Genomic DNA, 13,960 nt, shown 5'->3' on the forward strand with positions numbered 1-13,960 from the left:
ATTTCCTCAATCCAAAACTGCAGGCCAAAATCGGCATCGTTGTGCTGTTGACCTTTAACGGTTTCCTGTTGCATAGCGCTGTATTGCCGGCGCTGAAAAAAGCCGGTTCGATACTTAATCTTTCCTTCAGCTTGCGCATGCTGGCGCTGTTCTCGGGCGCGCTCTCCGCCGTGTCGTGGTTCTATGCCGCCATGCTGGGTGTTGGTCGTCCGCTGGCCTGGAAGTACTCGCTGGTCGAGTTGCTGGCAGCCTATCCAGTTCTCATCGTCGGTGGATTCGCAGCGATGGTACTGCTCACCGCCTATGCAAAAAACAAAGGCACCGAAGGGCGTCTGGAACAAGACACCTGGACCGCACGCAACGCCGCCCTGGCTTGATGGTAAAGCCAGGCTGAACAGGCAGGTTCTGCTTTAGCCAATACATACCATTATTAGTTATTTACAAACTTTAGTTATTTACCAGTTCTCACTTGAGGAAACCCAAATGAAATCCATGAAAGTTCTCTTCGTAGCCGCCGCGCTGACCGCTTCTTCCCTGGCAATGGCCACAGGTGGCGGTGATCGGACCTTCACTCGCATGGAGTCGGCCCGGAAAGTCTCGATGGAAGCCTTCCAGGTTGCCCAGAAACAGAAAGCTGAAGCCGCTGTAGCTCAAAGTAAAGCCAAGGCCTCCGATCACAGCAACAGCTGATCCGTGCAGCGCGCCGAGGCCGCCAAAAATGTGCGGCCTCAAGCCTCAACTACAGCGCCGGTTCAACCGGAATCCTGCTTACCAGAATCCAATTCGTTGCATCACCCCGTTGAATCCACACCCAGAATCAGTCATTCAGCAATGGCTGATTCGAAGGAGTCGAGCGACTGCATCCAGAACGACATCGGGGGCCTCTCGATGGGGGACATGATGACAATTTCCCAGTATCCGGTATTCCCCCAGTGACGTCGCAAGTCTGGCGATGCGCATGGGATGCAGAACGGATCCGTACTCGTCCTGCTCTCCATGAAGCGCAAGCAGTGGGCAGTGAATCGAGTCAATGGCGTCTTCAATCGTCCAGCCGCTGAATGCCTCCGATAGCCAGGTATCCGTCCAGGCTGACAGCACCCATTGCGCTTTATCGCCATGATATTTCTCAAGACGCGCCATTTGCCCCGGCGCCTCAAACTGCGCCTTGGCTTCCCGAATGCCGCGCAGTGTCTGCTCCTCAACGAACGCTTGTGCTGAAACGGTGATCAATGCAACGCAACTCTGCGGGTACAAGAATGCGCAGTTCGTTGCCATCGCGCCGCCAACACTATGACCAAAGGCGACAAACCGATCGAATTGGAATTCGGCCCTTACCAGCGCGAAGAAGCGCTCGGCTTCGTCGCGAATGAAATCCATGGGCAAGTTCCCCGGGTACGGATCCGACTGCCCGAAGCCGAGTCGGTCATAGGCGATCACCTCGCGCTTTGTGGCCTGACAGAGTCGTTCAGGGAAATCTCGCCACAATTCGACGCATCCCAGGGAATCATGAAAAAGGATGATCGGCGGTTTTACCTGGCTGTATTCCACGCCCGCCGGAAACCAGCGCCGGGTAAACAGTCGCCCATGTGGCGTATCGATCCAAAGCGTTTCGGCACAGACAAACGATGACATTGGAATCCTCGACTGATCATTCAGGCGGATAAGAGTAAACGAAGTGTTGCGGTCGCGAGGACAGCGATCAGCACGATCGGGAAAATCCGCAAATATGTCAGTGGCGGTTCAGTCAAGGACTCTGTAGGAGCGAGCTTGCTCCGGGCGGCGTTCCGACGATGGACTCAAGAGCGCCGCGTTTAGCCAACAAACACGCGTAATCGTTAACGACCATCGCGAGCAAGCTCGCTCCTACAGTGGATCATTTTTTAACGGGCTTTTGTGTCTTGGGTATCAGGCATCAACACTCCTGTTTTTCTCAGATTTCAAGGCTGGTTCGCCTGTTTACCGACAGCTCCGAATTCAACCGGGGTCTTTATGTAAAACAGGGAGATATCTTCGGCCTCAAGTCGCTCAAACAGGCGAACGGACTCTTCTTCGGTAATTGCCATATGAATTTCGGTAGGTTGATCGGCCAGCTCAAAAAAATGCGAGGAATGCAGTTTCCCTGAATGTCCGAAGCCTTCGATACCCGTTGCCAGGGTGGCACCGCGCAGCCCCATCTCCTGGGCCAGGTCGACGAGCCAATCACCCAGCATTTTTCCGTGATGTCGACGGCTCTGTTGGGTAATGAAAATCACCAAAAAGCCTTTCATGACCCATCACCTCTCTAGCGTGTGCCAATCAATTGAAGCGATACAAGCCCTGCAACGTTCATCGCCAGCGAGCCTGCCACGTGTAGCCTGCGTTACCAGGTCCCGAGGGATGCGCCGTTAGCGATAACGAATAGTAATTTCAGCATAGCTGTCCGTCTCAGCCACGCGAAAGGGTTGAAGATGGTCATCCGATTCGTACGCAAACGCACTCGCCGCTTCGGATGACCTTGACTGTCCGCATTGGGATTGCAGCCCGTCGCGAAGAGCAACAACGGGCCACAAGCAACATCAGTGCTTCATTTTTTTATGGAAACAATCTTGGCTCTACCGCCCTCCAGCTGAAAGGAAAACGATACATGGTCTCCCACCTTCAGCCCTTTCAGCTGATCTTGCGTCACTGAAAAGGCCATGGTCATCGGCGGCCATTGCACCGCTGGAACGGCGCCGTGAGCGAGGGTCACCGTATGCTTTGTGGTGTCCATGGCCTTGATCGTGCCCTCGGCGTTGGCGACTGGAGCCTGTTTTGTTTCCTGCTCCATCTTCATGCCCTCCATACCGTCCATTTTCATGCCTGGCATGTCCTCCGCTTGGGCAGAAAGCGATAGTGCAAATACGGTGCTTGCAACTGCAATAAGGGTCAGTTTCATACGACTTTTCCTTTATGGGTGATTGATTCGATAGAGAGCTGCCGGCGACGCATCAAGCGATACGCTGCCGGAATGACAAACAGGGACAGTAAAGGCGCCGTGACCATACCGCCGACCATTGGCGCGGCGATGCGGCTCATCACTTCGCTACCCGTACCGCTGCCCAACAGGATGGGTAACAGGCCAGCGATGATGACGGCCACGGTCATGGCCTTGGGGCGAACCCGCTGCACAGCACCTTCGCGAATCGCCGCCACCAGTCCGCGCTCAGTGCTGTCACCGAGGTCTTCACGTTCGGCCCAGGCGTTCTTCAGATAGAGCAGCATGATCACGCCAAACTCGGCAGAAACACCGGCCAAGGCGATAAAGCCGACCCCGGTGGCGACCGACAGGTTGAACCCCAGCAGATAGAGGAACCATGCCCCGCCGGTCAGCGCGAATGGCAGAGTGGCCATGATCAGCAATGCCTCGTCGAAGCGGGCGAACGTCAGGTACAGCAGCACGAAGATGATCAACAGCGTGGCCGGCACCACCAGTTTGAGGCGTGCGTTGGCCCTTTCGAGAAACTCGAACTGCCCGGAGTAACTCAGGCTCATGCCCGGTTGCAACTTGACCTGTTCATTGACGACCCGCCGCAGATCGGCAACCACCGAGGCAATGTCCCGACCTCGCACATCGATGTACACCCAGCCCGAAGGTCGTGCGTTTTCGCTCTTGAGCATCGGCGGACCGTCGCTGACCTTGACCTTCGCCACCGTGCCCAGGGTGATCTGACTGCCCAGCGGGGTATAGATCGGCAGTTGCTCCAGGGCGCCGAGCGAGTCGCGCCACTCTCGTGGGTAACGTACGTTGATCGGGAAGCGTGCAAGCCCTTCAATGGTCTCGCCGACATTTTCACCACCGATGGCACCGGCGACGATGGCCTGCACATCGGCGATATTCAGTCCGTAGCGGGCGGCGGCTTTACGGTCGATATCCACATCGATATAGCGGCCACCGGTCAGCCGCTCGGCCAGCGCCGAACTGACACCGGGCACCTCCTTGGCCACCCGCTCGACGGCCTGGGTGACCGCATCGATTTCCGCCAGATTGGCGCCGGCCACCTTCACACCGATCGGGCTCTTTATACCCGTCGCCAGCATGTCGATGCGGTTTCGAATCGGCGGTATCCAGATGTTGGTCAAGCCGGGAACCTTCACCACGCGATCCAGTTCCTCCACCAGTTTTTCCTGGGTCATGCCCGGGCGCCATTGCGCATGCGGCTTGAATTGAATGGTGGTTTCGAACATCTCCAGCGGTGCCGGGTCGGTGGCGCTTTCGGCACGACCGGCTTTACCGAAGACATGTTCGACCTCCGGTACGGTCTTGATCAAGCGGTCGGTCTGCTGCAGCAGTTGCGCCGCTTTCTGCGCCGACAATCCCGGCAGGGCCGAAGGCATATAGAGCAGGTCGCCCTCGTCCAACGGCGGGAGAAACTCGCCCCCCAAACGAGACATTGGCCACAGCGCACTGGCAAAAACCAATAGCGCCACCAGCAGAGTGATCTTTGGTCGACGCAAGACTGCGTCCAGGGCTGGCTGATAGATCCGGATCAACCAGCGGTTCAACGGGTTCTGTTGCTCACTGGGAATTCGTCCGCGAATCCAGTAACCCATCAGCACAGGCACCAGAGTCACTGACAATCCCGCCGCCGCGGCCATGGCGTAGGTCTTGGTGAAAGCCAGCGGACCGAACAGACGCCCTTCCTGCGCCTCCAGGGTGAACACCGGAATGAACGACAGGGTGATGATCAACAAACAGAAGAACAATGCCGGCCCCACCTCTGACGCCGCTTCGGTCATGACGTGCCAATGACGTTCCCCCTTCAGTTCTTCCCCGGGATTGGCCAGGTGCCAGGCCTCAATCTTCTTGTGGGCGTTTTCAATCATCACCACGGCGGCATCGACCATGGCGCCGATGGCGATGGCAATCCCGCCCAAGGACATGATGTTGGCGTTGATGCCTTGGTAGTGCATGACGATGAAGGCAATAAGCACCCCCACCGGCAGGGAAATGATCGCCACAAGCGATGAGCGCAAGTGCCAGAGAAAGATCCCGCAGACCAGCGCGACTACGATGAACTCTTCGAGCAGCTTGTGACTGAGGTTCTCCACGGCGCGGTCGATCAGCTTGCTGCGGTCGTAGGTGGTGACAATCTCCACTCCGGCCGGCAGACTGCCTTTCAGTTCATCCAGTTTGCTCTTGACCGCCGCAATGGTCTGGCGAGCATTCTTGCCACTGCGCAAAATCACTACACCGCCGACCGTCTCACCTTCGCCGTCGAGTTCGCTGATGCCGCGGCGCATTTCCGGTCCCGACTGGATCGTGGCGACATCGCCGAGGGTCACGGGCACGCCGCCCGCACCGAGCTTGAGCGGAATCGCCCGAAAGTCGTTGAGCGACTTGAGGTAACCGGAAGCACGCACGATGAACTCGGTCTCCGCCATCTCCAGCACCGCGCCACCCGTTTCCTGGTTGGCCTTGCCGATAGCCTCGGTTACCTCAGCCTGAGTGATGCCGAGGCTGGCCAATTTGAGCGGATCCAGCTGCACCTGATACTGCTTGACCATCCCGCCGACCGTAGCCACCTCGGCGACGTTGGCAAGGGTCTTGAGCTCGAACTTGAGGAACCAGTCCTGAAGTGCGCGCAGCTGTGCCAGGTCGTGTCCGCCACTGCGATCCACCAGTGCGTACTGGTAGATCCAGCCCACCCCTGTCGCATCCGGCCCCAATGCCGGCTTGGCACTCGCCGGCAAGCGGCTTTGTATCTGACTCAAATATTCCAGGACCCGCGAGCGAGCCCAGTACAGGTCGGTTCCATCCTCGAACAGTACATAGACAAAGCTGTCGCCAAAGAACGAGTAACCACGCACCGTCCTGGCACCCGGCACCGAGAGCATGGTGGTGGCCAGCGGATAGGTCACCTGGTTCTCGACAATCTGCGGTGCCTGTCCCGCGAAGGGGGTACGGATGATGACCTGAACATCAGAGAGGTCCGGCAATGCATCGATGGGCGTGTTCTGCACCGACCAGATGCCCCAGGCCGTGACGAACAGCGTCGCCAACAACACCAGGAACCGGTTGGCCACGGACCAACGTATGAGGGCAGCAATCATGGCTGGCCTCCGGTTTTTTCCAGGCGCTCGACCCGCAGGCCATCGTCAGTCTGGCTCACCGCGACGCGAACCCTGTCGCCCGGCTTGAGGCCCTGCGTCAGCGCCGGATTGGCGAGTGGGAACGTCATCGTCATCCCCGGCATGCCCAGTGTCTTGAAGGGACCGTGGGCGAGCGTGACTTCCTTGTCGTTGATCTCGACGATCTGCCCCTGCGCCTCATGCAAGCCGGAGGCTGCTGCACCGGGTGGCGACGCTTGCTCCGGGCTGGCAACAATGCCCTTCAGGCTGGCCTCCGAGTCGAGCAGGAACTGGCCGGACGTAACGACCTTCTGGCCATCTTCCAGACCTTTCAATATCTGCGTCTTGCCATCGCTTTCCTGCCCGGGTTGCACCTCCACCGGCCGGTAGCGGCCCGCGTCTTCGGCAAGCATCACCAAGGCACGTCGGCCTGTGCGGATGACGGCCTCGCTCGGCACCCACAACACACTGTGCGGCGTTGAGCGGTTCAAGCGTACCTGCGCGGTCAAACCCGGCCTGAGGCGTCCCTCCGGGTTGGGCAGTTCCACCCGCACGCGCAGGGTACGGCTGTCCGGATTGGTCTCCGGCAGAATGGCGCTGACCTTGCCATTGAGTTTTATCCCCGGGAACGCTGGCAATTGCGCTTCAACCGTTTGCCCCACAGCGATGGTTCCTGCCTCCGACTCTGGAACGGCCACGGCCATCCAGACACTGCTCAAACCGTTGACGCGAGCCAGTGTCTCACCCGCTGCAACGGTCATTCCCGCGCGGACATTCAACTCTTGCAGCACACCACCAATCGGGCTGGTCAGCGTCAGGTAGGGTTGCACCTTACCGCCCCGCTCCACCTGAGTGATCAGTGCTGCCGGCATCCCGGTGAGCTGCAGTCGCTGGCGTGCCGCAGCCAACAAGTCCGCATCACCGCTGCGCTTGAGCGCAAGGAACTCGGTCTGCGCGGCGACCCACTCGGGCACCAGGATATCCGCCAACGCCGCGTTGGCTTTCAACACATCACCTGGAGCGTGGGCGTAGACCCGCTCCACAAAGCCTGGAGTGCGGGCCTGTATCACGGCGACATCCCGTTCGTTGAACGCGAGGACACCGCTCACATCGAGACTGGAATCAAAGGTCCCGCGACTGACTGTCGCAAAACGCAGACCGAGATTCTGAGTCAGGCCTGGATCGATACTGACCGTCGCACGGTCGCTACCGCCACTGGCGTATTGCGGAACCAGTTGCATGTCCATGAAGGGCGACTTGCCCGGCTTATCGAACTTTTGCTGCGGGTACATGGGGTCGTACCAATACAGCGCCTTGCGTTCGTCCGGTGAATTGGGGCTCATCTGCGGGGCGGCAAACGGTACTTCGCTCATGCGCTGGTGAGCGAACCAATAACCACCGGCAACCCCCAATGCCAGCGAGATGCCCACCAGCAATGCCCCGTTCCATTTATTCAGGATCATTGGCTGGACTCCCCATAGGCAAAATACAGTCGCGCGCTGGTCAGCGCTCGCTGCTCTTCCACGTCGATCTGTTTGAGCCGAGCTTCGATGAGCTCACGTCGGGCGGCGACAACGGCATTCAAATCACCTTTGCCAGCACGATAACTGGCCATGCTGAGTTCGACCTTTTCCCTGGCCAGCGGCAACAGGCTTTCCTGGTTTCGCTGTACCGCACGATTCAGGCGCTCGTAGTCAGCCAGCTCACTCTCCAGTTGCTGGGTATGCTCGCGTGACAGGGCTTCGCGCTCGGCCTCAAGCTGGCTGAGTTCAGCCTGTTTGGCTGCAATTTTGGGATTTTGGCGAGAGTCAGGAAACAGCGGCAGATCCCAGGAAAACTGCACACTGACCATGTCGCCGAACTCACGGCCACGGTGCTGGTAATCCACTTCCCAGCTCCAGTCCGACCGTTTCTCCGACGCGGCCTCACGAACCTTGGCTTGCGCTTCGCGGGTCATCGGCGCAAACGCTGCCAACTCGGGATGGTGTTGCAGCTTATGGGCGTAGCTTGAGGTATCGACAGGCCATTGCGGCAGGCTGCCCGCAGGCTTGTCGTTGGCGGCGGGGCCGATCCAGCGCTTGAGGGCTGCGCGTGCCTGCGTTCTCTGGCGAATCAGCTCGTCCTGTTGCTCCGCCAGTTGCACCGCTTCCTGTTTGGGCGTCACCGCGTCGGAGGGTTGAGCGCGGCCACCGGCTATCTGCGCCCGGACGGTGTCCGCCAGCAGGCGGTTTTCCTTGTACAAGTCCTGGAACAGCGCATCCTTGCGCTCGACCGAGTAGCTGCTGATCCAGGCCAATGCCGTGGATTGGCGAACGTTCAGGCGTTCGACCCGACGCTCTGCCGCAGCGCGATCAATGGCCGCATTGGCCACTTCAATGCGCGCCTTGCGCTTATCACCGTTGGGCATCTCCTGCCGAACCCCGACCATTTGCATGGTCATGAAGTCCTGGTCAATGCTCCAGCGATCCGGACCGCCAACAGGGTAGTTCTGCACACCCAGCAGCAGCTTGGGGTCAGGTAGTTCACCGGCTGGAATAGCCGCACTGGCGGCAGCCTGAATTTTTGCGTCCTGTGCCGTCAGCGACGGCGCATTGTTTTCCGCCAGCCGCAACGCTTCGTCGAGTGTCAATGCGCCAGCGAAGCTCGGCAATGCCAGTACGCTTGCCGCCAGGCCGGCCACGAGGGACCAACCTGTGCAATAGCGCTTGGAGTTCATGTTTACGATTCCTGTGATCATCCACTGCACGCATCAAAGGACACGCGCACAGCCATGCCATCCCGCTAAAACGGAATGACGCTCAATGTGGGTCAGGAATCAAACGCGGGGCGGTCGCCATACCCCGGACGGGGTCGATACAGGTACGGAATCGCTGATGAGGGAAAGCACTACGGGGCTGAACACGGTTACAGCTGGCTTGGAGATCGAGACTTGCAGCATACCGCCAGTCTTGCATTCCTGGCCCGGCTTGCAGGGTTTGCCATGCTCGGTCGGGCTTTTCATGTCGTTGCAGCAGTCCATCCCCATGTCGTCCATCATCGCCATGCCCATTGTTTTCATCGGGCACGGTTCTGTCGGCGCTTGAACACCCGCCATCCCGCTGAGGGGAAGCGCCAGGCTGATCACGAAAATGAGGAAAAACCGCAGGTAGCGTTTCATGGGGTTGGAGTGTAGCCGTCAGCAATAGCGCTAACAATCAATTGAACACACGCTCTCGATTGCCCTGCGTCAGGCGTCGATTGCGCGTGATATCAACGAGTCAGGATTAAGCCAGCATTACTGATACGAAAACAGTGCGCCGGTAATACAGGTACGGCCTCGCAGCGCGGTATCGGCCGGTAATCGTAGCGTTATGAAACCTGGTGCAGGGTCACAGAAGCTATCTATGCTCTGGATCAGGACACCGATATCAACGTCAGTCAGGCCAAGGCCTGGATTCAAGCCATGACTAAAAACATGGCTTGGCGCCTCTGACTCTCTGTTGACGGAACACGACTTAATCCCGGAGTGAACCCACCATGACCCTGGCTCATAAGCTGTTCGTAGGCGTCGCACTGGCCAGCCTGCTTCTCGGCGGTTGCACCTCCCAGGTCACTGAGCGCGAGCAGTACTCCGGTTTCCTGTCCAACTACAACAACCTGGAAGAAGTGACCACCACCACGGGTGAGAAGACACTGCGCTGGGTAAGCCCGTCGTGGAACCCGGATGCGTACGACACCATAGCGTTCAGAACGCTGGAGTTTTATCCCGCGCCAAAACCCGATGAGCGGGTCAATCAGCAGACGCTGGCCGACCTGCAGGACTTCATGTCCAGAAAGGCCAAGCTCGTGCTGGGCCGCAAATACCAGAGGGTGTCCAACGCGGCCGCAGCACCGGCCGGGTCACACCCCCTGATCCTGCGTGCGGCAATCACTGGCGTCAGCGCGTCGAACGAAGGCATGAAGTGGTATGAAGTGATGCCGATCGCGGCCGTTGTCGGAGCGACACAAGCCGCCACCGGACACCGGGATCAAGACACCAATCTGTTCATCGAAGCCGAATTCATTGACGCGAGAACCCATCAGACAATGGCCAAAGTGGTGCGCAAGGTATTCGGCAGCCAACTGGAGAACGAAAGTCAGCGCATCACCACCAAGGACTTTAAAGCCGCTATCGAAAAACTGAATACCGATCTCTGGACGTTCGTCAGCAGGTGAACTGACTGCCTTGGGTTGGATACGGCCTCTGATGAGGGGTAACTGTCGGCCAGAAGTGGACGCTCCCGAGTGTCTATTTAATCAGGGGCGATTCAGGGGTTGGGGGTATGCATAGTTGATTGCCAAGCTAATCCTCAAGCTCGAATTGCTGAAAACCTACGCGCCTGACGTAAACCCAAAAGTCATCCCTTGGCTCATACTGCTCCATGCAAACGCTGTGATCCTGGCACAGTTCATCTTCGTCGATCAGGATACAATCCCAATCGAAATCAGGGTTCTTGGAAATGGCGTAGCTAGGGTAAGGTTTGTCGAGATCGAAGTGGATCGAGTACACGAACAACGGAGATGTAGGGTCTCAAAATTGATGACTCTCTCCCACCCGAAAACACAGGGATAAATTCATCTTTTCTGTGACATCCGAAAACAGAAATCACAAAAAAGATGAGAAAAACCTATCGAGTTCACAAAATAAATGCGCCTTCAGTAGAGGCTCAACGGACCCAAGCCATTTGAAATCATTTTCTGCCAGCACGCCGATGGCTATGCAAAATTGTTGTTCTGGTCGTTAGTGGCAGGGGTCAACCAAAACTATGTCGTTAATCTCATTGATTCCATAAAAGGAAAAAAGCCCCCAGAGCGGTGATTGACACCTGAAGAATTTTCCGGGCTTGATCTTTGAACCGGCGCACCTACAGTTGATCCTACAGCCCAAGAACGACGCTGGTTTGGCTGTTTTCAGCGCCAAGGTCAAATATACAGCGAGTACTGCATTGCTAAGGAGGCATCCGTGGCATTGATTGAGTACGACCCCACCACGCATTCGCTATTGCATCCGGAAGATCGGCCATCGCTGTTCTTGCTGGGTCCGGCGCGAAGCCGCGAGGCCTTGGCCATAGAAGCTTCACGCCTGGCTTATCTACGGTTCGAGGACGGTGGCGCTTCCAGGCAGCAATTGCTGGATGAGCTTGCGTTGGTCGGGTACCGCCACGTCACGACATTCGAGCATGCTGATACCGATGGCGCCGGGTTTGGTGCCCTACATACGGACGGCTCCGCCCTGATCACCTTCAGAGGCACCCAGGCCGACCATTACAAGGACTGGCTGATCAACGCCAAAGTGATCCTGCAAGCATGGACCCTCGGCAGTGGCGAGGTGCACTCGGGGTTTGCCGAAACCGCACTGGGCCTTTGGCCTCAGGTCAATACGTGGCTCAAAGGGCCGGCCAAGAATCGCAATGCTTTATGCATCTGCGGACACAGTCTCGGTGCGGCAATTGCCACGTTGCTCGCCCTTCCCGCCGGCGCACACCAGCTGATCACGCTGGGGTCTCCCCGGGTCGGTAATCACGCCTTTGCCGCTTCGCTCAACACAAGCCCCGCGCTCGACATCATTCGCATCGTCGACTGCTGCGACGAGGTTACCCAGGTCCCGCCTCCGCTAATGGGTTACAAACACGTTGGCTCACAGAGTTACATTAACCGCGATGGCGTTCTTGATAGCAGCCTGAACACCATCCAAATCGATGCCGACCGCATTGCTGCGCGCATGGTATATACGACCAGGTATGGGCTCAAGCCAGGTAACGAGGCGTTTCGCGATCTTGCCGATCACGCCCCCATCAACTACGCCCGTGCGTTCTGGCCATAGGAGCGCACCTGTCCATGATTTTGATGGCTCGACCTCAAATTTGGGCGATTGGCGAAGTAACAGTGTGGGTCGGAGTGTTCGATACAGTCGATCCACCACTACCAACGTTCGCCATCGACGGGCTCGCCGTCACCGCCTTGGGCAACCCGAAATGGTTCGCCATTCGGGACCGGCAGACGAAGCCTGATCCAGCAAATCCCCAGGCACGCAAACCTTGCAACTACCAGGGGGTTTCCAGGCTCCCGGCGGCCACTACTGACAAGCCGCATGACATCGTCGTGAACTGTGCCGGTCAATCCTTCCCGCTTCAGGTCCTGTCGCTACCCGACAAAGTGCCGGACCAACTCTCAGACGGTTCCGCACCACATTCAGTGAGCCGAACCATATGGCCAGATCCCAACCATCCTTGTAGGAACTGAACAGCTCAATGACTTGGTGCAAGCCAAAAGCTGGCTGGAATCCATTAAGGGCACTAACGTATTTCCAGCATTGCCTACGCCCAGTCAGCAATGACTCAGCAGCTAGATCAAGATCGGTGCAGAGAACCACCGGCTGAATGCGCCAGTTAGGAATGAGGCATATCTTGTCTTGGGAATAAATAGGGAGCCGAGATGAATCTTTGTGAGTGTTTTAGGTGTATCACCTGCGGAACTGAAATCGACTGTCGGATTGGGATGTCAAATCGTGACGTCCAACCCTTCCAGTTCGCCTGCCCCAATTGCGAAGAAAGGATTTCATTTGTGTTCGGGCAAGCTGACGCCGAGCTGCTGGGGGCTGAAAAGGTCGAGGATTTTGAGGCCCCATTCAAGGGTGATAAGCCTTTCGTAGACCTCCACCTAGATTTTCCTGTCTATGTTGGGAAATACAAGATGGGGATGACTACGTTTCTTCGTGTGACTCAAGAGCTAGGTATGGGGGCGTACTCACATCTTAATCAGCGGCTGCATATGCTGAATTACCTCCACCCGGTTCAACGAGATCTGTTCAGCCTCATTACCCAATACAAAAGAGATGATCTTGACAGTTTCGAAAAGGTTTGCAAAAGGATTCCAGGGGTCAGTTTAACATCGAGAAAGAAGCAAGATGTGTTGACCGCTCTGTATTCTGCGACTTCAATCATGTCCTCGCCATTTACAATACATGAGCATAATGCTGAGATCAGCGATGTGGCTCCTAAAATCTATTACTGGCTACTTGACAATCACCGCGACAGAACTATCGAGTTCATCGACAGTATCTTGAGCAATGGCTTCCTTAAGAATTTACACAACGACTGTCTGTCTCTATACCCAAGATTAGTTTCCATGGACCTCGCGTTTCGGCCTGCCTTCTTCTACGATTACGCTGACACAGAGGAGCTGGGTGACATTCCGGCCAGGATGTCGACTGCAGACTTTGAAACTTGCAATAATTTTTACAAAGACCTTGCTGAAGTATTCTCACGTCAAATAACACTGATTGCCGGTATCAACAACCTGTTGAAACGTGGTGACTACAACCAGTTCGAATCGTCTTTAAAGCAAACTAAAAATGGCACTAGGCCGGGTCTGGAGAGCCTTGATGCGTTTGCTAACGTCGACTTGGGCAACAAAATCGATTTTATAGACAACTCATTTTATGCAATAGACCTTGATGCCATCGATAACAAACTTAGGAATGCGATCGCTCACTACAAGTATGACTACAAGGAGTCAAGTCAGTGCATCACGTATTACCCGAGTAAGGAAGGCATGAGCCGGGAGAAGTACCATGAAATCCAATTCATGAGTTTCATTAGAAAGTCACTACTTCTATTCAGGGAAGTTCACAATGTGAACCACATTATCAAGGCGACGCTTTTTTTATGTGTCCTGGTATTGAAAAAAGATATATGAAAGGCAGGAGTTTTATCGCATTCCTGCCTCGAACATAGCCCCCTGTCATAGGGGACTAGGTCGTAGGCCACCGTCTCGTGCTACGCCGGCGCCGTATGACGCGAGACTGGCTCCGCTCGAACCGATGAAAGCTGGCCCCGCCCCCCGGAACTCACGA

At 56.7% G+C, this 13,960-nt stretch carries 11 protein-coding genes and 1 pseudogene; 5 read left to right on the plus strand and 7 right to left on the minus strand.

The genetic code is table 11. The annotated features are described in order from the left end of the window. Nucleotides 1-377 (plus strand): annotated as a pseudogene (locus PMI31_RS06855) (hypothetical protein); the annotation flags it as partial. A 106-nt stretch (nucleotides 378-483) separates the two neighbouring features. Beyond that, nucleotides 484-690, plus strand: coding sequence for a co-regulatory protein PtrA N-terminal domain-containing protein (locus PMI31_RS06860; RefSeq protein ID WP_008017072.1), 207 nt, complete (start codon nucleotides 484-486; stop codon nucleotides 688-690). Nucleotides 691-825: 135 nt separating this feature from the next. Here the strand turns inward: PMI31_RS06860 and PMI31_RS06865 are convergent, their stop codons facing one another. The 7 genes from PMI31_RS06865 to PMI31_RS06895 form a co-directional block, all read right to left on the minus strand. Next, nucleotides 826-1,632 carry an alpha/beta fold hydrolase gene (locus PMI31_RS06865; protein ID WP_008017073.1) on the minus strand — a complete coding sequence of 269 codons (807 nt, stop codon included), beginning with the start codon at nucleotides 1,630-1,632 and terminating at the stop codon, nucleotides 826-828. A gap of 305 nt (nucleotides 1,633-1,937) precedes the next feature. Beyond that, complete coding sequence (locus tag PMI31_RS06870; RefSeq protein ID WP_008017074.1) at nucleotides 1,938-2,267, minus strand: DUF190 domain-containing protein; 330 nt, start codon at nucleotides 2,265-2,267, stop codon at nucleotides 1,938-1,940. Nucleotides 2,268-2,563: 296 nt separating this feature from the next. Continuing rightward, a complete protein-coding gene (locus PMI31_RS06875; RefSeq protein ID WP_008017075.1) occupies nucleotides 2,564-2,914 on the minus strand; it encodes a copper-binding protein in 351 nt (116 codons plus the stop codon). Next, a complete protein-coding gene (locus PMI31_RS06880) occupies nucleotides 2,911-6,069 on the minus strand; it encodes an efflux RND transporter permease subunit (protein WP_008017076.1) in 3,159 nt (1,052 codons plus the stop codon). Before PMI31_RS06880 ends, PMI31_RS06875 begins: the two co-directional genes overlap by 4 nt. Next, on the minus strand, nucleotides 6,066-7,550 hold the full coding sequence (locus PMI31_RS06885; protein ID WP_008017077.1) for an efflux RND transporter periplasmic adaptor subunit: 1,485 nt from the start codon (nucleotides 7,548-7,550) through the stop codon (nucleotides 6,066-6,068). Before PMI31_RS06885 ends, PMI31_RS06880 begins: the two co-directional genes overlap by 4 nt. Next, a complete protein-coding gene (locus tag PMI31_RS06890; protein ID WP_008017078.1) occupies nucleotides 7,547-8,803 on the minus strand; it encodes a TolC family protein in 1,257 nt (418 codons plus the stop codon). The genes PMI31_RS06885 and PMI31_RS06890 overlap by 4 nt, the downstream gene beginning before the upstream one ends. A gap of 99 nt (nucleotides 8,804-8,902) precedes the next feature. Beyond that, a complete protein-coding gene (locus tag PMI31_RS06895; RefSeq protein WP_008017079.1) occupies nucleotides 8,903-9,244 on the minus strand; it encodes a hypothetical protein in 342 nt (113 codons plus the stop codon). A 359-nt stretch (nucleotides 9,245-9,603) separates the two neighbouring features. Here PMI31_RS06895 and PMI31_RS06900 point away from each other — a divergent pair, with 359 nt between their 5' ends. The 3 genes from PMI31_RS06900 to PMI31_RS06915 all read left to right on the plus strand — a co-directional run bounded on the left by PMI31_RS06900 (nucleotide 9,604) and on the right by PMI31_RS06915 (nucleotide 13,803). Then, on the plus strand, nucleotides 9,604-10,281 hold the full coding sequence (locus PMI31_RS06900) for a DUF3313 domain-containing protein (RefSeq protein ID WP_008017081.1): 678 nt from the start codon (nucleotides 9,604-9,606) through the stop codon (nucleotides 10,279-10,281). A 787-nt stretch (nucleotides 10,282-11,068) separates the two neighbouring features. Then, a complete protein-coding gene (locus tag PMI31_RS29430) occupies nucleotides 11,069-11,929 on the plus strand; it encodes a lipase family protein (protein WP_008017082.1) in 861 nt (286 codons plus the stop codon). 740 nt (nucleotides 11,930-12,669) lie between these two features. Then, nucleotides 12,670-13,803, plus strand: coding sequence for a hypothetical protein (locus PMI31_RS06915; RefSeq protein WP_238539269.1), 1,134 nt, complete (start codon nucleotides 12,670-12,672; stop codon nucleotides 13,801-13,803). The last annotated feature ends 157 nt before the right edge of the window (nucleotides 13,804-13,960 follow it).

The sequence above is a fragment of the Pseudomonas sp. GM55 genome (genome assembly GCF_000282395.1).
GTDB classification, from domain to species: Bacteria; Pseudomonadota; Gammaproteobacteria; order Pseudomonadales; family Pseudomonadaceae; genus Aquipseudomonas; species Aquipseudomonas fluorescens_CC.